Below are 19,761 nucleotides of genomic sequence, written 5' to 3'. Positions count from 1 at the left end.
GCGGGGCTACAGGGCCGTGACGCCCCCCGCCACGCAGGTGCCGAAGGCCAGACACCGCCGTGCCCAAAGGCATGGCGACCGCCAAAGGGATGCAAGGCATTCCGCCAGCGGCGGACCACTCAAACTCAGACGGCACGGACTCAGATGACTGTCGCAATTCTGCAGACAAAGGGACGGCGCAGACGCCGATCTGGCGCTAGAATCGGCAGGAATGTCTCGCGCAGCACGGCCTGAGACACGAACCAGAAGCTCGGCAAAATATATTCTGTCGCATCGACGGACATGTACGGACGCCTGCGCACAGTCTGGTGCATAGTACGCATAAGCCGGGGAATCTCAGCGTCTTGACGTCCGCGCAGGCAATCTCAAATCTTGCATCTGGAGGGCATGACAACCGACCACAGCTCAGGACACTCCATCATGACCGACCGGACGCCAGACCGTGTTCTCCGCCTCAACATCGTGCTCGACCGCACCGGGCTTTCTCGCGCGACGCTCTACCGCAAGATCCAGGACGGCACCTTTCCCCGGCAAGTGCGCATCGCCACGCGATGCGCCGGATGGCGCGAGTCAGCGGTCAACGACTGGATGCATAATCCGATGTTCTATCACGTCGACGATGTTCGATAGCGTCCGCTTTGCGCCCCAAAGTCGGACGCTCAGCCGTAGATTGGCGCCACCCAAAAGCCGACGAAACTCATTCAGGTAGCCTCACGACCAGCGAATAGTTCGAATCTTTCCCGGCGCGCCAAATACCGCCGTTAGCCGTCTTCTTCCGCATCGCAACGCATCTAGCCCTTACCCAAGAGTCCCGTTGCCCAGTGCATAAGTCGATGTGTGAGCTTAAGGCTCGTTGCGAGCCAGCCTAGAGATCGACTGTCAGGTATATCGACGCGACTCGGCCTGGGATCAGATCGTAAGCGCCAGCCCCTTGCAGGTTGAAGCCATAGACATTGCCGACGTTACTCACCTGCGCGCGCAGCGTGGCGTTCCTATTCGACAGTTTGAATTGGTAGCGCGCGCCGAGGTTGACCAATGTGCGCGCCGGTATCGAAACGAGATTGTCGCGGGTCGCCGGAACATCAGCGATGTGCGAAACCCCGATGTCGAACGAGAGGCCTTCGAAGAAGGGTGGTCGCCAGTCAGCGTTCACGTCAAACGAGCGAGCCGCGAGCCCCACCGGTCGCTTGCCGACACGGCCGAGCCGCACGCCTTCGCCAGTAACTCTCGGGCGAAGCAGCACCCCACCTGCCACGACGTTCAGCCGAGGTGTGATCGCGCCCGACACCGAAAACTCGGCTCCGCGGCTGACCACGTCGCCGAGAAGGTCGAAGCGGTTCGCGGCATCAAGATTGTAGTAGGGCTTCCGCAGATCGAAGACGCCGGCGATCAACTTGATCGTGTCGGTGAGGCGGTAACGAACGCCTGCGTCGATCTGGCTGGTCAGTATGGCGGGGAGCGGCTGATTGCGATTGATCGCGTTGTCTGGTGCGATCCCGCTTTCTTCGAGACCGCGCGCATAGCCCGCATAGAGCGCGAGGCGAGACGTCAGATAGCCGGCGGCCGTCGCGTTATAGAGCCACAGGCGAGAGCGAGTCTCCAAGGCTGGTGCACCGGGAAGCTCGAAGCGTTTTTCATAGTGGGTGCGCGAGAGGCCGAAGCTTAGCTCGCCCACATCGCGCCAACGGCCGTCATAGGCGATGCCGATGGTGCCCTGCCGCACACGGTCGCGGGTCTGTTCGGTGAACGCAAAGTCAGGTTCGGACGGTCGAAATCGCGCGCCGATGCGGGTTGGGCCGTAGTCGATGAAATCCGATCCCGCATAGCGTTGGCGTCGGTCGCGGCCACGATAGGACAGGTGAACGACGTGGAGCCGCGGCCCTTCGGCCAATGCGCGACTAACGCGCAATTCGCCCGAGACGGACACGAACCGACTACGTGGGTCGGCGATAATAAGCCGATTGGCCCGACCGTCGGACGTCAAGTCGGTCAGGAGCTGTGCGAAGCCGGTGCGATCGTCATAGAGTGACCGGAACAGTCCACTGCGAATCGTCCAGTCCTTCGCAGGCGAGAACGTCGCCAGCACTCCGTGCAAGCCGCCGACACTGTTATAGTCGTTCCAGCCCGGCCCGTCGTAGCGGCGCCGCTGGGCGCGCGGAGGGAGATGGGGTCCGGCGGGTATATAGGTAGGGCCGGCTTCATCGTCGATCACTTCGCTGCGCGACCAGAATGGGATGATCTCCACGTCCTCGCTCGGCCGCCAGCGCAGCGACACTGCCTCTTGATGGGTCCAGCTCGTGGTTCCGTTGTAGAAGTCGTTGCGAGATCCGTTAGCGCCGAAACCCAAGCTCAACGTCGACGACAATGGCAATGCGGCGTCGAACTCCAGCCCGGCATTGCCGTAGCTATCGCCGCTCGCCAGCACCGATAGAGATGCCCTGTCGCCGGGCTTTCGGAACGCATAGTCGACGATGCCGGTCGGAGAAGGAAAGGGATAGCCTTGCGCCGACAGGCCGACACGGATCGAGCTGGACGTCCGCAGCCGGAAGATGAGAGTCAGGAACGGGTCGAAATAAAGACCCTCAATCCGAACGTTGCCGGCCGCGAATGGCGAAAAGCCGCGCACGTTGATCGACGAGTAGAGCCCTAGGCTCTCGCGTCCGACCGTGAAACCGAACGCATCCTCAGCCTGCCGCACCGCGTTTTCGGCCGCCCGGCCAAGGCTGGGGGCGACTTGCGCGGAGGGTGATGGCGGCGGTTGGGTCGGCTCCGGGGGGACGACCTGACCCCGATCAGGCAAGGGTTGGTGTTCCGCTGGGTCGTCCACCGGGACGTCTTGGGCGCGGGCCGGCGCGGCAATTGCCGCGAGCGCCAGTGCGAGCGCCCTCATGCGACCAGCTCGAATCGTCCGTGCGCGGCGGAGAAGCGGACGGCCGACGTATCGAAGGCGTTGCTCACGTCGCCGGCCGCGATCAGCTCGGATGCCGTGCCGACCGACAAGCCGCCACGCCCATCCAACAACCAGACCACATCGGCGAGCTGAAGCGATAGATCGAGGTCGTGGCTGGAGAGCAGGACGATCGTGCCGGTGGCCCGCGCGCGTTCGCGCAACAGCGCCATCGTCTCGACGCGACCCGGCAAGTCCAAGAAGGCGGTGATTTCGTCCAGCACCATCAGTCGCGGCGCCTGCGCGAGAGCGCGGGCGATCATTACGCGCTGACGCTCACCGTCCGACAGGTCGTCGAACAGACGGCGTGAGAATTGAGCCGCGCCGGCTGCCGCCATCGCGTCCGTCACCCGCGCGCGATCATCGGCGGTGAGCCGGCCTTGCCAGCCTGTGAAGGGCTGGCGGCCAAGCGAAACCACGTCGTCGACCGTGAGGCCGGGACTGGAACTGCGCTCGGTAAGCACCACAGACACGCGCCGGGCGCGAGTTTGGGGCCGCATCGCCGCCACGTCTTCGTCGTCGAGGAGCGCGGTGCCGGCGATCGCGCCTTGAAGCCCGGCGATGGTCCGCATCAAGGTCGATTTGCCTGCCCCGTTGCGGCCCAAGACGCAGACGAAGCTGCCGGGGCTTACCGAAACGTCGAGATCGGCGAGGACGGTGCCACGCGGCGCTCCATAGCCGACCGAGAGCTTTTCGAGGCGGAGCATCAGCGTTGTCCCCGCATCGACGGCGAGAAGATCAGCAGGCCGATCACTACCGGAGCGCCGACCAGCGCCAACACGGCGTTTAGGTGGAGAAAATGCTGTTCCCAAGGCGCGTGAACGACAAGATCTGCCGCGAGCGCGAGCAACGCGCCCGCGAGACCTGCCAGCGGCAGCAGCGGCAGGATGCGGGCGGTACCAGCGATGGCGCGCGCAAAATGCGGCACGATCAGCCCGACGAACGTGACGGGTCCGCAATACGCCGTCACGGGCGCGACCAGCAGCACCACCGCCGCGAGCGTCAGGCAGCGTAACCGCGTGACGTCCGTTCCGAGGCTCTTGGCGTAGGTTTCGCCGAGCAGGAGCGCCGTCAGCGGCTTGGCGTTGACCAGCGCCAGCACGATCCCGATGACAACCGGGGCGACAAGCAGCGGCAGGTCGCCGGGCATGACGCTCGCGAAATTACCGTCGTTCCAGCCTGAGAACACGCGCCCGCCGACGCGGTTGGCGAAGTGGATGACGACGCTGACGATCCCCTGCACGGTGAAGCCGAGCATCAATCCGACAACCAGCAGCGTGACGGTTCCGACCCGCCGCGCCAAACTCGCCATCGCCAGCGCGAAGGCGCCGATGCCGAGCATTGCGCCGAGCGTGATCGATGGCCCCTCGAAACTGCGCAGGAACGAGATTGCCTCGGGGCCGGAGAAGGCGGCAGCGGTGACGAGCAGCGCCACGCCGAGCTGCCCGCCTGCAGTCAAACCCAGCGACCAGGCATCCGCCATCGGGTTGCGGAACAGCGCCTGCATCAGCACGCCGCCAATGCCGAGCGCCCCACCGGCGATGATGGCCGAGGCAACGCGAGGAAGCCTCAATCCCGTAACGATCTGCGCATTCCCCGGATCGCCGCCGCCGGTGAGCGCGGCGACTACTTCGCCGGGACTGACATCAATCATACCCCAAGAGAGCGCAAACATTCCTGCCGCAATTACTGCGACGGCGAGGACCAAGCTTCCGGCGAGGCTACGCGCCGCGGGCGTCATCGTGGCACCTTCGTGTCGGGGCGGATGTAGCGGAACGGTTCGGTGCGAAGCGGCGGGTGGAGCATGCGCACGATGTCCCCGAGCACAAGGTCAGGGCGGATCACCGCCGTCTCATAGAGGTCGTAGGCGTCGGCCGCCGGCTTAGTCATGCCGTCGGAGGCGAACAGGCACCCCTCTCGATATGCCTTGAAGCGGCGGAGTGTCGCCACATCGGTAAATGCGTTCGAGTGACTGTCTCGCAAAATCCAGCAATCTGCATCCGCGCCGCGTGCGATCAGCTCTTCGGTGGTCACTCTGTTGAAGCTATCCTTCCGGGGGTCGTCCGGCCCCTCCAGCGGATTGCGGCCGTTGGCGTCGCGTAACAGCTTGGCATCGGCGTTGCGGATCGTCGGATTCCAGCGGTCTCCCGACTGATACCAGGCCGAAATGACGGAGCGGGTCGGCTGCGCTGCCGCGGCCTTCTTCAATGTGTCGACATTGCGCGTGACAGTGGCTGCGAAAGCGTCGGCCTCGCGCTCGCGGCCGGCGAGCATCCCGATCAGCCGTACATAATCGACGCGGCCCATATAGTCGGGCTCGTTGTCGAGGAAGATCGGCACAACCGGGATGCCGAGCGCTTCGATGCGTGGCTTAGCGCCCACATTCGCCATGTCGCCCATGCTCATCAGCAGCACGTCGGGCTTCGAGGCGATCAGGGCGTCCAGCTCGGGCGGCGAATGCCAGCCGTAGCCGATCTGGCGCACCTCGCCGCGTCGAACGCGGTTGCGGAGCGTGTCATCGTAGGACTTGACCCCGCCGACTGCCACCAAGCGGTCGTTGATCCCGAGCACGCGGGTGATCGCCTCGTGGAACCCGGTGTTGCTGGCGATCCGCATGACTGGCGTCCGTATCAGGGTCGCTTCCGCAAGATCGCCCGTCAGCGCGGGCGGTGTGACGTTACGCGGGACGAGCACTAGGCGTTGGAATTGCTCTTCGCCGACCGCGGCGCCGCCCCAACTCACCACCGATGCCTTCATGTCAACGATGCGATAGCCCTCCCGCTCGACCACTCGGAAAGTCTTGGCGAATGGCATCGGCACCGGTGTTCCCCGCACGGCTTCCTGCGGAACCGCTGGCTGGCGCTCGCTCCCACACGCCGTAAGCGCGACCGCGAGAAAGATGACCGCACACCTCACGTCCGCCTCCCGAGGGCGATGAGGGCTGTCGAGGCCAACCGCATCACGCCGTCGGTCGCGAGTTCGGAGGCACGGGTCGCCGCCAGCTTCACAACCTTGGCACGCTCCTCGTCGTCAAGGCCGGCGAGCATCGGATTGGCGCCAATCATCGGACTGTCGACCGCAAGCAGACCCGGGTCGGCGACGAAGTCGTGCGTGCGCCGATGGACTTCGATCTGTTCGAAGCCGGCCGCTTCCAGTTCAGAGGCTAGCCTCGCCGCGTCGGCAAGAATCGCGCCGCCCTCGGTCATTGGCGGCGCAGCGTCGTCCGGTCGCAACTCCTCGCGGGCCGCAGCCAGCAGCCGGTTAGGGCCAAAGCCCCAAGGGTTGTCGGCCACCGCGATGACGCTGCGCCCGCCCCGTCGCAATACCCGCGCCATCTCACTCAGGCCCGAGCGGAAGTTCGAAAATAGCGGCACGCCGAATACCGAGCATGCGATATCGAAGGTGGCATCGGGCAGATCGAGAGCCTGTCCGTCCATCTGCCTCGCCGTAATTGGAAGCGACCCGGTGCGTGCGACCAAGCGATCGATCATCGCCTGCGAAAAATCGATCGCGGTCACGATCGCGCCAGCCTGCGCCGCAGCCAGTGCGAGAGCACCGGGACCGGTCGCAACGTCGAGGAGCAGATCTCCGGGCTCGATCGCGGCGATCATCGCTGCCTCCTTGCAGAAGAGCGCAGTGAACGGCTCGGCTCCGGCGACATAGTCGCCGCTGCTCGCGTCCCAAAAGGCCTGGGTCTGAATAGTATGCATGTCAGAAGCTCGCCCGTAAGGTCGCGCGAAGCTGGCGTGGCGGGCCGGGCGTCGCGTAGGTCGGCGCGCTCGTGCCGCCGAAATAGAAGTAATATTCTCTGTCCAAGAGGTTGGTCGCCGAGAGATCGAGGGCGATGCCCCGCCAGCTTGGCGGTGCGATTGTCGTCCCCAAAGAGACCACCTCATAGGCGCCGGCGAACAGGCTGTTGTTCGTGGTGACGGCATAGTCGTCGTAAAACTCGACTGCTCCGCGGGCCGTCAGCCAGGATGCGATCCGCTGCTCGGCCGATGCAAAGACAATGTTCCGGGCCACGCCGACAGGCGTGGTCCCAGAGAGGTCGAGCGGGCCTGAGAAGGTTGACAGCACCAGCTCGTCCCATTTGGGATCGACGTGGCTGTATTGCAGACGAAATCGGGTGCCGTCCCGCGGGACGATGTCGAGCGCGACTTCCGCACCCTGCACGTCGTAGCGCTGGCCGAATGTGACGAGGTTGGGCGGCACCGAGAAGCTGGTCGCGGCGTCCGGGTTGGGGATGATGGTCCGGCGGTTCTTCTGCCAGGTGCGATAGATCGCGCCCTCGAAGCGAAGGGTGCCGCCAAGCGCGCGTCCTTTAACACCAAGCTCGGCCGCATCGATGGTGGTGGGCTTCAGCTCGGGGCGGAAATACTGTGCCGGGTCGTTTTCGAACGTCGCGCCGAAGTTGGAGTTGAAGCCTCGCCCATAGGACGCATAGACCTGTCCGAATCCAGTGCGCCACGACACGGACGCCTTGGGCGAGAAGGCATCCGCCCTTAGTCGCGCGGTCCCGCCGGGGCCGGACGCCGGCAGAGCGTCAAAGTCGGAGCGTCGGCGGAAACTGTCATAGCGCCCGCCGACCGTCAGAGTCAGCCGATCGGCCAGCGCGATTTCGTCTTGGATAAACGCCCCGAAAAAGCGATCGTGGAAGCTTGCGCTCGTCAACGGCTCGTCGATGACGAAGCAGGGATTGTTGCGGTTGGCCACCGCGCCGGTGCGTATGTCGATCTCGGCGAGGTAGAAGGTGAAGCCGCACTCGGGGGTGAAGCCATTCTGGCCGGACCAGCGAGCCAAGCTTCGGTTGCGGGTGTCCTCGTAGGTGACACCCGCGATCAGGCTATGCGCCCCGAAGCGCGCCGACATGCTGGCCTCGCCATACCATACCCGTTGGCCGGTATCGCCGCGGTAGCCGTTCACCCCGAACACGCCACGCGACTGGTCGAGCCCGAAAGCGTCGTAGAAGTTCAGGAAATTGTCGCGATCGAAGCGGCGATGCTGGCCGGTGAGCTTCACCGTCACCGCATCGGACAGGTCGTGCTTGACAATCAGCGCGGCGATCCCGCCCTCGATGCTCTCATAGGGCTCACCCAGTCCGAGAAAGGGCTGGCGCTCGGCGAGCACGTTGCCTTGCCCGTCGACCGGCAGACCATTCGGAACCTCGATGCGGCGGTTAAGATAATTGCCGAACAGGCTGAGCCGGGTCGCCTCACCGACGTCGAGATTCAGCTTGGCGAAGGCACTTCCCACCTCGCGGCGACTCTGCTCGCGCCACCCACGAAAGTTCTCATAGGCACCGCCGACGAGGACCCCGCCGCCTGAGAAGCTGCGCGTGATAGTCGCTGAACCGCGATAATAGTCGTCGCTGCCACTGGCCAACGTGCCGGTGATCGCATCCCTGTCGGGATCGCGTGTGATGTAGTTGACGCCCCCGTAGATCGCGCCGCGGCCATAGAGCGCAGACAATGGCCCCTTGACGATCTCCACCCGCTTCAGCGCGTCGTAAGGAACTTCCGCCAACAGCGGCTCCTCGAACACGCCGACGAACGGCACGCCGTCGACCAGGGCAAGAAAGCCGTCGGTGCCGGTCGAACCGCGGATCGACACGAAGGGGAAGAAGTCACCGTCGCCTTCGCCACGGCGAAAAGAGACGCCGGGCACGCCCCGGAACTCGTCGGTTCCGTATGTAAAGCCGCCAGCGCGCAGCGCGGCGATGTCCTGAACGGTGATCGCTGCCGGAACGTCCTCAAGGCGGCGCTCGCTTCGCGTGGCGGTGACAACGATTTCGGCCTCGTTCGTGTCAGCCTGCGCTGCCGCCGGGACCGCTATGACGAGCATGGCGCCCATGCCGAGAGCACGCGCGTTCATCGACCAGCTCCAAAGCGGTAGCCAAGGCTGACCGTCACCGTGCGCGGCGCACCGGGATAGATCGGGATGAAAGCGCCGCCGCTGTCATAGTAGAACGTGTCGAAGACGTTGAGGACGTTGAGCTGCGCTCGAAGCGGATTGCAGCCAAGCTCGAAATTGTAGCCTACGTTCGCGTCGACCCGCGTGTAGGCGGGGAGAAAGATCGTATTGTCGGTGTTGCCGGCGCGGCGGCCGATATGCTGCGCGCCGATGCCGACGCTTGCGCCCTGCAATGCGCCGGCAAGGTCATAGGTGGTCCACAAGCTCGCCGAATGACGCGGTGCGTTGACCAAGCGGAGGCCTGACGCGAGGAAGCTGTCCTCGCGCACTTCGGCGTCGAGGTAGGTGTAGTTGGCGATCAGCCGCCAGCGCGGACTAAGCACCGCGGGAACTTCAACTTCCAACCCGCGCGATCGGCTCTTGCCGACCTGGATCACGAACTCGAAATTGGGGTCCGTCGGATCGCTGACCGCGACATTGCGGCGGGTGATGTCGAACAGCGCGATCGTCGGGCGCAGCCGTCCGCCAAGCAGGTCCGCCTTCGCGCCAACCTCGAATGCCTCACCGATCAGCGGCTCGGGGAGGCGTCCGTCGCGAAGGCGGCCGACGTCCACCTGTCCGCGAAACGAGCGCGACCAGCTCGCGTAGAGCGAGACTGGCTGCACCGGCGTCCATGTTACGCCGGCGCGGGGTGACAGCTTGTTCCGCTTGGTCGACGTGTCGGTGCCGATCGTGCGCTCGAAGGTGCGCCCTTCCGTCCAGTCGTAGCGCAGGCCGCCCAGCAGCCGCACGCCGCCGCCCAGCAGCAGTTCGTCCTGCGCGTAGATGGCAGAGGAATCGGTGTTCCAGGCACCATCCGACGCCAGTGAAGTTGGCACGGCGCGTTGGCCATAGCTCGGGTTGAAGAAGTCGATAGGCAGGTTAACCCCGAACGGTGTCGTTAAAACGTCGAAGCGCCAGCGATCGTAACTCAGCTCCGCCCCGATCAACGCCTTGTGCTGGATACTCCCGGTGGCGAAGCGAGCATAAAGCTCGGCCTGCGCGGTCAGGTCGCGCTGTCGATCATAGGCGTCGCTGACGCGGCGGTTGACCCGCGGCGTCGCGGTAGTCGTCCCGCCAACGGGCGGAAACCCGTAGGGATAGTAGAAGGTGTCCTTGGTGAAGTCGGAGTAGCCCGCGGCGATCCGGCCCGAGAACACGTCAGAGAACCGATGGTCGACAAACAGGCTGACAACGCCGCCCTTGTTCTCGTAGCGCGCGTCCGCCTCGCCGAATTGACGGTCGCGCGGCGCTTGCAGGAAGATCGGGTTGTTGGCGAACCCGCGGTCGGCATAGCCGCGCTTGCGGGCGTACTCGCCCTCAAGCGTGATCGTGGTCGCATTGCCCGGTCGCCACTGTGCGACCGGTGCCACAAAGAGATCGCGCGAGAAGCCGTAGTCGCGCCAGCTGCCCTTGTCGTCATACGATGCGTTGAGCCGGAAACCGGCGTCGTCGCCAAGCGGCACGTTGCCGTCGAAGGTCAGGCGGACCTGGTCGAATGAGCCATAGAGCCCACCGAACTCGGCGAATGCGCGGTTCTGCGGCTTCTTGGTGACGAAATTGACGACGCCCCCGGGCTCGAAGCGCCCATAGAGCGCCGAGGCAGGACCTTTAAGGATTTCAACCTGCTCGATGTTCTGGAGCTGCTCGTCCGGCGCATAGGCGGAGCGGCGCAGGCCGTTCTTAAGGTTATAGGGCGTGATGAAGCCGCGGATGTAGAAGCGGTCGTTCGAGCCAACGAAGCCGACTTGCGGGCTGAAGCCGGGAACGTAACGCAGTGCCTCGCCAATTGTCGTGATGCCGCGATCAGCGATCAATTCGCGCGTGACGACCTGCACCGAATACGGGGTTTCCTTGATCGGCGTGTCGGACTTGTTGACCTGTGGTGCGACGGTTGCGCGATACCCCTGCTCGCGCGTGCCGATCACGACGATTTCTGCACTATTCGTTTCCGCGACCTCTTGCGCCGCAGCGGGCGCGGCGATCATCGCCGCGCCAAGAACCATAGCTCGCACTTGCTTACTCCCCCGAACCGCCCGCATACGTGACAGTATATCATTACAAAGGTCAACCGTTTGTTGCCAATGATGCGGGCAAGGCACGCCAAGGATGCCTGGGGCGACACTTTCTGGCTCTATCGCGCCCATTCATGCGCGCGTGAGCACGACGAGATCATTGGTGATCCGGCCCGTCAGCCCGGCCCGAGCTGCTTCTGCGACGATCGTATCGGCAGAGACCACCCAACATTCGTAGGTTGTCTGGTCGCATCGCAACTCGCGCTCTCCGATGCCAGCGCGGTAGGACATGTGCCAGCGTTGCCGATCAGGTCCGATGCGTTGAGCTGACGCACTTGCCTGGTAGTTGATGCGACCGACCTGCACGCTGGCCATCTGGGTGTCTGGCATGTCGTCGGCGGTTGGGCACTGCACCTCGACGACGATCCGGCCGGTCTGGGCCAGGCGTTCTGCGAACAACGCCCACAACATTTCCCGATCCGCGGGCGCGAAGTGAACGAGCGCCGCGCTCAGCACTGCGCCGGCGATTTGCTCCGGCAATGGGGCAGAAAGAGCACCGAAAGGTAGGATCGTCACGCGCTCGCGTAAATCTGGATCACTCCATATGCGCGTCATCAACGCTGACCGCATCGCCGGATCGGGCTCGATCGCAAGGATCTCAGCGGCGGCAAGCGTTCGGGCTATGAGCGCGGTCGTGAGCCCGGTGCCGGCGCCGATGTCGACGATCGGTCCAAGGGCCGTATCCAGCCCCTCTAGCGCCGCGGCTATCTGTCGATCGACGTCGGCATGGGTCGCGGCGGCGAGCGGGTCGTAATACTGCGCGGTGATGGCATAGCCTTCCATCAGAGTCGCGCCGACAGGCCAAGGCCGGCGATACGGCCGCGCGCGACCGTTTCGCCCTCGACACCGGGTCCGTACAGGACGCCGTTCAGCACCTGACGCGCGTTGAACAGGTTGCGGACGAACCCATAGGCTTCGATGCGGCCGAACCGCAGACCCAGGCGGGCATCGACGTTGTGATAGGCTGGCAGATTGAAGCTGTTGGCGACGTCGGCAGCGCGGCGGCCCTGGAATTGGTAGCTCACGTTCACGATCGGCTGCGCACCGGCGATGCCATTTTCGCTGCCGCGCCAGTCCAGCGCCGCGGTCGCCGAAAATCCCGCGACGTTAGGGATGCGGTTGCCGCGTTGCGCGCCCGAGAGGGTGTCCGCCTCGCGGATGCGGGCGTGGGTCCAGGACAAGCCGCCCGCGACACTGAATCCACCCGCCAGCACGACGTCGCCCTGCGCCTCGATCCCGTAACTGCGGGTGTCGAGGTTGGTGGGAACGAACGAGAAGCTGACGAAGTCGAGCGTGAAGAGCTGCTCGTCGGTCACATCATTCCAAAAGCCGGCGAGATCGAAGTGCGCGCGGCCGTCCAGCGCCCGCCCCTTGATGCCGGCCTCGTAGGTCCACGAGGTCGACGCCCTGTAGGCGAGCGTCGGGATACCGGCTGCGGCGGTAAGCCGGAAGCGTGGGAAGCCGCCGCTTTTCGCCCCGCGCGCGACCGTCGCGTAGAGGTTCACGTCGCCCGTCAGCGCGAACGTCGCCGCAGCGCGGCCGGTCCAGAGATCGAAGCTACGCGACGTACGTTCGGTGGCAGCAGCAGTCGTGCCGGGGAAGCCGTTGCCGGTGAAGGTGCCGTCGAGCGTCTTGTCATCGCGGGTATAACGGGCGCCAAGCGTCAGCTTCAGCCGGCTGCCGACCGGCGCGGTGATTTCGCCGTAGCCGGCATAGCTGTCGATCCGCTGGCGATCCTGGCGACGGCCGTTGAGGAAGGGCGAGAAGCTGGACAGGTTCCGCAGCTCGACGTCGAAGGTCGATCGGAAATAGTTGGCTCCGATCGTCCAGGCGAAGGTGGCGCCAGGGAGGCTTGCGACACGCAGTTCCTGATAGAAGCGGTCCTCATCTTCCCGCCAATCGGACCCGTCGGTTGGCGGAAGGAATGCAGCTGGCGGCAGGCCGCCAAATAGCGGGCCATAGATCAAACCATCGGTGTCGTCGGTGATCTGGTGATTGTTGAAGCCGTTGAACGCTGTGATCGCGGTCAGCGCAGCGCTCCCCAACGGCACCTCGCTTTTCAAGCTCACGCCCCAAGCGGTGCGACGGACCCGATTCTCCGGATCGAGCTGCACTTCGTCGCGCGCTTGACCGCCGCGTGCATAGTAGAAAGGATCGCTGAGCTGGCGGTCGACGGCGCCCGTCAGCGTGAAACGCAGACCGGAATCCCCGGGCGTCAAGACCAACGTGCCGCGACCGGCATAGCTATCGCGGTCCCCCAGCTTTCCGCCCCTTGGTGCGATGTTGGGAACGAAGCCGTCGATGGTCGAGACGCGCGCCGCGAACCCGGCGGCGAGCTGGCCAGGGATGATCGGGCCGGAGAGCGCGGCTTGCGCCAGCCCGTAGCTGTCCTCGCCGCCCTCGATCCGCACCCCGCCTGCCACGACGTTGCCGGGTTGCCGCGTGGTGATGTTGATGGCGCCGCCCTGGCTGTTACGGCCGAACAGGGTGCCTTGCGGCCCGCGCAGCACTTCCAGCCGTTCGAGGTCGAGATAGGCGAACTCTGACGCATAGACCGGTTGCGGGACGCCATCGACATAAGTGACCACCGATCCGTCGTCGGGGCTGACAGCCTGGCTAAGCGGTCCGATGCCGCGAAGCTGGAAATAGGCGAACCGCCCGTCGTCGAAACTCGTCAGCGACAGGCCGGGTATCTGGCGGAACAGGCTCTGCGTGTCGTCGATGCGGCGGGCCGCGAGCGTCTCCGCCTCCAGTACGGTGACGGCGAAGGGAACCTCGCGCGCCGGCTCCTCGCGGAGGCGGGCGGTGACGACAATTTCTCCTGCGATCGTGTTCTCCTTGAGTTCGGCAGTCTGCGCATGAACGGCGCCGCCCCAGCTCGACATAAGAATTGATGATGCGAATAGGATTGATCGACGCATGGAACCTCCGGGAAAGTACCTCGGTCGATACTCATCCCTCGGTCGGAGCGTGTGAGGTGCGCGGGAGTATCAACCGTGCCGTGCGGGAGTTTCTACGGCCGAGCTTCGGGTCATCTCGCTCGGCAACATCCCGAAATGCCGGCGGAAGGCGTCGGCGAAGCATCGCGGGCATTCGTAACCAGCCTGCTCGGCCGCGGCTGCAACGGTGAGGCCCGAATTAAGATCACCGACCGCGCGCTCCAGACGGCGCTGACGCACATAGCCGAAGATCGTCGTGCCGAACGACGACTTGAACGCCCGCTTCAGTTTGAAGTCGTTGATGCCGAACATGCGGGCGAGTTCAACAATGCTCGGCGGATCGTCGAGGTGCGCGTCCAGATAGGCGCGCACCTCGACCATGCCGCGCTCCCAGGCCGGCGTCGGAAACGGCTTGCCAGCACCGGCTAGGGCGTCGATCTGACCAGCTAGCAACCCGATCGCGCAGGATTCGAGGTAGAGCGACCGGCCCGCGCCTGCATAGGGGTTGGCAAACATCGTCTCTACCATCGCGACGCCTGCAGGATCGAGTGATGACAGGCGGCGCGCCGACACTGTGTCACCAGCTCGAGCGATCATTTGGGCCAGCGGCGTCATCCCAAGGCTGTGACGCTCGATCAGGTCTTGCGCGGCATCAAGCGAGAAGCGCAGCGATACTGTCTTGAACCCGTGCGAGGGCAGGACGAAAACGGAGCCCGACGATCGCGGTGCGGCGCCCGCGTGGACCTCAAGCGGCTGCGTGGCGAAGCGAGTGCCGTCCATGTCGAACCGGGTCCCACCCTTCAGGTGGAAGCCGATGCCGAAGACGTCTTCCGGTTCGACGAAGTGGTAAGAGCATTCCTCGCCTGGCGCGATGTCGCTGAGCACCATTGTCAGGCCATCGCGCAGTTCCAGCGTTTCGGTCCGATTGGCGCCGTCCTCGCTGCGCATTCGCCAATGTCTGACTTCAGGCGGCATGTCGCTGTTCCTACAAGGGATCAATCGCCAGCAGGAGCCGATCGGCGCCCGTTCCGGCAATTGGGGGAGACCGATGCAGGATTGCGGGTTCGTCGGTCCAAACGCGCCCCTTGAACACGGCCACCTCGCCAGGCTGCAGCGAGTTGATCGCACTGTCGTCCTCCGCACGCCGCCACTGGGTCCCGGCTCCGGCAAGAGTTAGAAGAAGGCGAGCTGTTACATAATCAGAATGGAAGCGGCGGCAGGCGTCGGTTTCGATAACCTCCAGCCTCACTCTCACGCGCTCACAAGCCGTGACCGACGCAAAGCGCGTGCCGAGCGCCGCGATTTCACGGGCTGCATCTCCGGCATCTCGATAGCCCGCATCTTCCAGAATTAATGTGAGTGCCAAATCAAGGCCGGCCACGTCGAGCTGTTCATCAATATCGTCGATGCCCGACTGACTTTGATTGGCGAGCGCACTTAACGACGCTGGAAGCTTGCGCTCCCATATTGCGAGATGAACGTCCGGCTCGACGATCAACGACAGGACATCGGACCAGTCTCCGACCTCAGTCGCGATACACCGCGTTCTCGCTGACGTACTCATCGATCACCGTACAGTTCTATATGATACATCATATCATCATAGCTCATACTCTGGTGACCGTCTACCAGCACGGTCAGGCTAGCGCGGGTAGGATATGTCTAGCTGGGAACCGGACCTTGCGCCCACGCTGCACGAATGGTGACCAACAACTTACCGCTTGCGCGCTGCACTGCGCCACCGGCCAGTCGCAAAGCGCCGTGCTCTCTGCTTGAAAGCGATCGGACTAGCGTCGACGCCCGATCGCGGCGCTTTTCGGCGAAAGACGCTTCATACCAGCACTAGGCCGCGTGGACAAATTTGAGCCAGTATCTGGCGGTAGCGATATGAACCATGCCGAGGAAGCTATTGGCCAGTTGGTCGTATCGGGTGGCGATGGCGCGGTTGACCTTGAGGTGGCCAAACATGCGCTCGATCCGGTTGCGCTGCTTGTAGAGCACCCGGTTATGCTCGATCTTCACGCGGCTGTTTGATCGACCAGGAATGACGGCTTCGATTTTCCGCTCGGAAAGGTCGGCGCGGTGGTGTCGGCATCGTAGCCTTTGTCGGCAAGTAGAGCGTCCGGCGTGCGCTCAGGTAGGCCGATCAGGGCGTCATAGGCCTTGCAGTCTGCCGCCTCGCCGACCGTCAGATGGAAGGCGAGCGGTCGTCCGAGGGCATCAGCCAGGCAGTGAAGCTTACTGGTGAACCCGCCCCGCGAGCGGCCAAGAGCGCGTCGATGAGTCCCCCTTTTCCGCCAGCTGCCGAGACGTGGGCGCGGACTGTGGTGCTGTCGATGCTATAGTGGCCACTGTCCGCCATGATCTCGGCCAGCGTCACCGCGACGGTCTCCCAGACGCTGGCTTCACTCCATCGCCGGAACCGGCGATAAATGGTGTTCCAACTGCCATACTTGGGCGGCACGTCGCGCCACGGGGCGCCGCAACGGAGCCGCCAGAGTATGCCATTGATGATCGAGCGGTTGTACTCGGGCCGACGTCCTCGAACACGGTTTTCAGGCTCGATGGGCAGCAAGCTCGTTAGAACGCGCCATTCTGCTTCATTCAGATCGCCTCGGCTCAAATCTGCCTCCAAAAAGCAGCTTTGAGCCAACCGTTCTGTTCGGCGTCAACCGTAGCTCGCCTGGCTGTTGAGATCAGATGCAGTTACGATCCACCGCGATATGATCACGACAGCGAACAACGACGACGAACATTGCGACTGCGAGGTGCATGGGCGTCAGCCCATCACGTTCGTCTGCGCCCATGTCGTAGGGCGAACATCACCGGACACAGCCGGATTTGTTTCCTTTCCGCCTGAGGATGAAGATGACCTCAGGGACGCATGGTGTGAGGCTTGCGACGCCTATCTGCAAAGCAACGGCGGCGAGTGGATCGAAGATACTCTGGTGGTGTCTGACGGCATCACGATCATATGTGCCGAGTGTTATCGCCAGCGCGAAGCGGATGCCCGCTTAGCGGGACGAAGGAGGATCCGGCACGGCTGAATTTGTCCACGCGGCCTAGGGATGAGCAGGCGAAGGGTGATCGGTTGCGCCGACCAAATTCTGCTTATCGTAGGATCAGTGGCGGCCTGTCAGGGCCAAAGTCGATAACCGGCGCTAGACGGCGTTCATATAATAGTGCGAGTGGCGACACATATTCGTCAGGTTTATCTAGCGCGGGGCGCCGGTTGATCGAGCGAACCGAGCCCCGCTTGTCTTGGGTTCAAGATATGTCAGCTATGGCCCCTCGCATGTCGACACCTGCCAGTCCGCAAACGGCCCATTTGCAGCCCCATTCCAAGGCCGGCAAGACGAAATCTGGATGTCGGGTTTCGGCCCAATTTCTGCCGGCGGGCTCTAGCCGTGTCCGAAATGAAGGCTTTGTCGGGCCGACTAGGCAATCTCGCGAGGGTCCAACAATAGCTCGCGTTGGATGCCAATGGCATCGAGGAAGCTACGGTCGTGACTTACGACCAAGAGCGCACCGTCGTAGGACGCTAAAGCCACTTCAAGAACCTCGATGGTCTCGACATCCAAGTGGTTGGTCGGCTCATCCAGCAACAGCAATTGGGCAGGTATATCACCGCCCAGGACACACGCGAGGCCCGCTCTCAACAGTTCTCCGCCCGAGAGCGTGCGAACCACCCGGTGGGCATCGCGATTACGGAAGGCGAAGCGGGCAAGCTTAGCGTGTGCGTCGTGTGCTTTGGCGGATCCATTAAGTCTGACGAAATTTCTCAGGATCGTTTCCTCCGGATCCAGAATGCCGACATGTTGATCGAGCAAGGCGAGGCGCCCATCGAAACGCGCAACGGTGCCGGATGAGGCGCCTACGGTTCCGAGGGCCAGGCGGAGCAGAGTGGACTTTCCGGCCCCATTTCTGCCGCTAACAGCTACTCGTTCCGGTCCCCGGATGGACAAGCTCCAAGGGCCAAGGATCCGCCCGTCAATCTCGACTGACGCATCGTCGATCCTGAGAAGGTCGCGATTGGTAGGCAATCCGCTCTTGGGCAGATCAATCACGAGGGGTGTCACTATTTCGAGTTGAGTGCGAGCAGCATCCAGCCGCTCCGCCGCAGCTTGCGTTTGGCGCTCTGCGAGTTTTTCATCGCGCGCTGAGCTGATCTCCGCACGCTCCGCCTGTCGGCCAAGCAAGATCTTGGGTGCACTTCCGCTCAGTGCATAGTTGCGACCCGCTCGGTCCCGCCGTGCCTTGGCCTCACGGCGTCCCTGCTCGGCTCGTTTTGCGGATTTAAGTTCGTTCGAAGCTGCAAGGACCTCGCTTGCTGCCCTCGCCCGCTCGGCGTCTCGAACGACGACGTAATCTGACCAATTGCCGATGACCTGTCGGATGCCAGTGGGCGCCAGTTCCACAATCCGATCGACTGCTTCTAGGAGCTTTCGATCGTGGCTCGCAACGATCGCAGCCCCGCGCCAGCGGGATAAGAGGTCTGCGACCAGCCCACGTCCGGCCGCATCAAGGTTGTTGGTTGGTTCGTCGAGTAGGATCAACTCGGGCTGCTCGAGCAGGAGTCGGGCCAGCCCCACCCGTGTCCGTTCGCCACCCGATAGGGTCGCTATCGTTCGATCGAGCCCCAACTGAGAGAGACCAACGTCGTCGAGCGCTTGATCAACGCGGGCTCCGATCGTCCAATCTGCCAGCGCAAAGTCCTCATCGACACCCTCACCCCGCTCGATCCGGTCTACCGCAGCCTGGATGGCGGATACGCCCAAGGCCTCAACGACCGTGCGTTGCTCAGGCCAGGATTGTTGTAGAACGCCCATTCGTGACGTTGCATTGAGGTGGCCGCTATCAGCGCCGCGCTCACCAGCGATGATGGCTAGCAACGTCGACTTGCCGCTACCATTCCGGCCAACAAGCCCAACTTTGTCGCCGGAGGCCACGTTCAGGGATAGGCTGGAAAAAAGCGCTTTGCCTTCAGGCGTGCTGGCACCGACAGCGTCCAGCGTGAGGAGATTTGACATGAAACACCAGAGAATGCGGGGAATGGGAAAGAAGCATTCTGTGGCGTGTCACATAGTCAAAACTCCGGGTGCTCTAGACAGCATATATGGACTGGTCGATCAGCGGGTGCAAGTCAGCCTGCACCGCTGAGGCTAGGTCACCGCTAGACGTGCAAGTCCTTATGGGCGGTGCCAAGGTCCGCTTGGGCCGCGTCCGACACTGCGAGCAGCCAGTCCGCTAACGGCCCAGTAGCTGACATGATTCCGGTCCAACGGACCGCTCGCTGAGCGTCAGATTTCGGCCCACTTCCAGTCAATCAAGCTGGAGACGCAACAGGGCCAAACGGCGATCTGATTGCCCCCAAAGCGGTCAGCCAGCCATCGCCCCTGGAAAAGGCAAAATGGTGGCTCCGTTCCGCAGGCCATCCAAGAGGTCGGACCACCATTGCGCCATCAGGACTCGCTCCTTCCAATGGGTGCCGCGATGGTAGGCCGCACGCACCTTGTCGCTGTCACCATGGGCCAGCGCTCGCTCGATGGCGTCCGGTGACCACTTGCCCGACTCGTTGAGAAGCGTGCTTGCCATCGCCCGGAAGCCATGCGCGGTCATTTCGTTGCTGGCATAACCCAAGCGGCGCAGTGCTGCATTGAGGGTGTTCTCAGACATCGGCCGTGTTCGGGATCGCATCGAAGGGAAGACATATCCCGACGATCCAGTGATCGCTCGGATTTCCTGTAGGATTGCGATCGACTGCCGCGAGAGCGGCACGTGGTGCGGTTTGCGCATCTTCATCTTCTCGGCCGGGATGGTCCATAGAGCGGTTTCCAGGTCGATCTCATCC

At 63.5% G+C, this 19,761-nt stretch carries 19 protein-coding genes; 2 read left to right on the top strand and 17 right to left on the bottom strand.

The window, feature by feature from the left end; all coding sequences use genetic code 11:
• Nucleotides 1-140: 140 nt before the first annotated feature.
• The gene (locus HGI47_RS21210) at nucleotides 141-284 is read right to left on the bottom strand and encodes a hypothetical protein (RefSeq protein WP_168854755.1); all 144 of its coding nucleotides are present in this window, start codon (nucleotides 282-284) and stop codon (nucleotides 141-143) included.
• A 136-nt stretch (nucleotides 285-420) separates the two neighbouring features.
• On the opposite strand from HGI47_RS21210, the gene HGI47_RS21205 reads away from it, so the two are divergent.
• Nucleotides 421-630 (top strand): AlpA family transcriptional regulator, encoded by a 210-nt coding sequence (locus tag HGI47_RS21205; RefSeq protein WP_168854754.1) that lies wholly within the window; start codon nucleotides 421-423, stop codon nucleotides 628-630.
• A gap of 235 nt (nucleotides 631-865) precedes the next feature.
• Here the strand turns inward: HGI47_RS21205 and HGI47_RS21200 are convergent, their stop codons facing one another.
• From HGI47_RS21200 to HGI47_RS22785, 14 genes are all read right to left on the bottom strand, one after another.
• Entirely contained in the window at nucleotides 866-2,890 is a 2,025-nt protein-coding gene (locus tag HGI47_RS21200; RefSeq protein ID WP_206066344.1) for a TonB-dependent receptor, read from the bottom strand.
• The gene (locus HGI47_RS21195) at nucleotides 2,887-3,654 is read right to left on the bottom strand and encodes an ABC transporter ATP-binding protein (protein ID WP_168854753.1); all 768 of its coding nucleotides are present in this window, start codon (nucleotides 3,652-3,654) and stop codon (nucleotides 2,887-2,889) included. Before HGI47_RS21195 ends, HGI47_RS21200 begins: the two co-directional genes overlap by 4 nt.
• Nucleotides 3,654-4,688 carry an iron ABC transporter permease gene (locus tag HGI47_RS21190; RefSeq protein WP_168854752.1) on the bottom strand — a complete coding sequence of 345 codons (1,035 nt, stop codon included), beginning with the start codon at nucleotides 4,686-4,688 and terminating at the stop codon, nucleotides 3,654-3,656. The genes HGI47_RS21195 and HGI47_RS21190 overlap by 1 nt, the downstream gene beginning before the upstream one ends.
• Complete coding sequence (locus HGI47_RS21185) at nucleotides 4,685-5,761, bottom strand: ABC transporter substrate-binding protein (RefSeq protein ID WP_168854751.1); 1,077 nt, start codon at nucleotides 5,759-5,761, stop codon at nucleotides 4,685-4,687. The genes HGI47_RS21190 and HGI47_RS21185 overlap by 4 nt, the downstream gene beginning before the upstream one ends.
• Nucleotides 5,762-5,859: 98 nt before the next feature.
• Nucleotides 5,860-6,558 (bottom strand): class I SAM-dependent methyltransferase, encoded by a 699-nt coding sequence (locus HGI47_RS21180; RefSeq protein WP_168854750.1) that lies wholly within the window; start codon nucleotides 6,556-6,558, stop codon nucleotides 5,860-5,862.
• 100 nt (nucleotides 6,559-6,658) lie between these two features.
• Complete coding sequence (locus tag HGI47_RS21175) at nucleotides 6,659-8,818, bottom strand: TonB-dependent siderophore receptor (RefSeq protein WP_168854749.1); 2,160 nt, start codon at nucleotides 8,816-8,818, stop codon at nucleotides 6,659-6,661.
• The gene (locus HGI47_RS21170; protein ID WP_206066343.1) at nucleotides 8,815-10,902 is read right to left on the bottom strand and encodes a TonB-dependent siderophore receptor; all 2,088 of its coding nucleotides are present in this window, start codon (nucleotides 10,900-10,902) and stop codon (nucleotides 8,815-8,817) included. Before HGI47_RS21170 ends, HGI47_RS21175 begins: the two co-directional genes overlap by 4 nt.
• A gap of 141 nt (nucleotides 10,903-11,043) precedes the next feature.
• On the bottom strand, nucleotides 11,044-11,754 hold the full coding sequence (locus tag HGI47_RS21165) for a trans-aconitate 2-methyltransferase (RefSeq protein WP_168854748.1): 711 nt from the start codon (nucleotides 11,752-11,754) through the stop codon (nucleotides 11,044-11,046).
• Nucleotides 11,754-13,856 carry a TonB-dependent receptor gene (locus HGI47_RS21160; protein WP_168854747.1) on the bottom strand — a complete coding sequence of 701 codons (2,103 nt, stop codon included), beginning with the start codon at nucleotides 13,854-13,856 and terminating at the stop codon, nucleotides 11,754-11,756. The genes HGI47_RS21165 and HGI47_RS21160 overlap by 1 nt, the downstream gene beginning before the upstream one ends.
• 105 nt (nucleotides 13,857-13,961) lie before the next feature.
• Nucleotides 13,962-14,885, bottom strand: a complete 924-nt coding sequence (locus tag HGI47_RS21155; protein WP_168854746.1) for an AraC family transcriptional regulator — start codon at nucleotides 14,883-14,885, stop codon at nucleotides 13,962-13,964.
• A gap of 10 nt (nucleotides 14,886-14,895) precedes the next feature.
• Entirely contained in the window at nucleotides 14,896-15,474 is a 579-nt protein-coding gene (locus HGI47_RS21150) for a DUF1826 domain-containing protein (protein WP_255460989.1), read from the bottom strand.
• A gap of 278 nt (nucleotides 15,475-15,752) precedes the next feature.
• Complete coding sequence (locus HGI47_RS22795) at nucleotides 15,753-15,956, bottom strand: transposase (protein ID WP_370521816.1); 204 nt, start codon at nucleotides 15,954-15,956, stop codon at nucleotides 15,753-15,755.
• Nucleotides 15,929-16,138, bottom strand: a complete 210-nt coding sequence (locus HGI47_RS22790; protein WP_240950353.1) for a hypothetical protein — start codon at nucleotides 16,136-16,138, stop codon at nucleotides 15,929-15,931. The genes HGI47_RS22795 and HGI47_RS22790 overlap by 28 nt, the downstream gene beginning before the upstream one ends.
• On the bottom strand, nucleotides 16,099-16,533 hold the full coding sequence (locus HGI47_RS22785) for an IS5 family transposase (RefSeq protein WP_240950351.1): 435 nt from the start codon (nucleotides 16,531-16,533) through the stop codon (nucleotides 16,099-16,101). The genes HGI47_RS22790 and HGI47_RS22785 overlap by 40 nt, the downstream gene beginning before the upstream one ends.
• Before the next feature lie 100 nt (nucleotides 16,534-16,633).
• Here HGI47_RS22785 and HGI47_RS21140 point away from each other — a divergent pair, with 100 nt between their 5' ends.
• The gene (locus tag HGI47_RS21140) at nucleotides 16,634-16,957 is read left to right on the top strand and encodes a hypothetical protein (protein ID WP_168854744.1); all 324 of its coding nucleotides are present in this window, start codon (nucleotides 16,634-16,636) and stop codon (nucleotides 16,955-16,957) included.
• 390 nt (nucleotides 16,958-17,347) lie between these two features.
• On the opposite strand, the gene HGI47_RS21135 is transcribed toward HGI47_RS21140, so the two are convergent.
• Together HGI47_RS21135 and HGI47_RS21130 are read right to left on the bottom strand one after the other, a co-directional pair.
• Nucleotides 17,348-18,940: an ABC-F family ATP-binding cassette domain-containing protein gene (locus HGI47_RS21135; RefSeq protein ID WP_168854743.1), complete on the bottom strand. Its 1,593-nt coding sequence runs from the start codon at nucleotides 18,938-18,940 to the stop codon at nucleotides 17,348-17,350.
• A gap of 349 nt (nucleotides 18,941-19,289) precedes the next feature.
• Nucleotides 19,290-19,761: site-specific integrase (locus HGI47_RS21130; RefSeq protein ID WP_168854742.1), on the bottom strand; the 472-nt coding region annotated here is incomplete at its 5' end.

Origin of the sequence: Novosphingobium sp. ERN07 (assembly GCF_012641335.1) — a bacterium.
Lineage (GTDB): Bacteria > Pseudomonadota > Alphaproteobacteria > Sphingomonadales > Sphingomonadaceae > Novosphingobium.
This window is presented reverse-complemented; position numbering and strand designations above follow the sequence as displayed.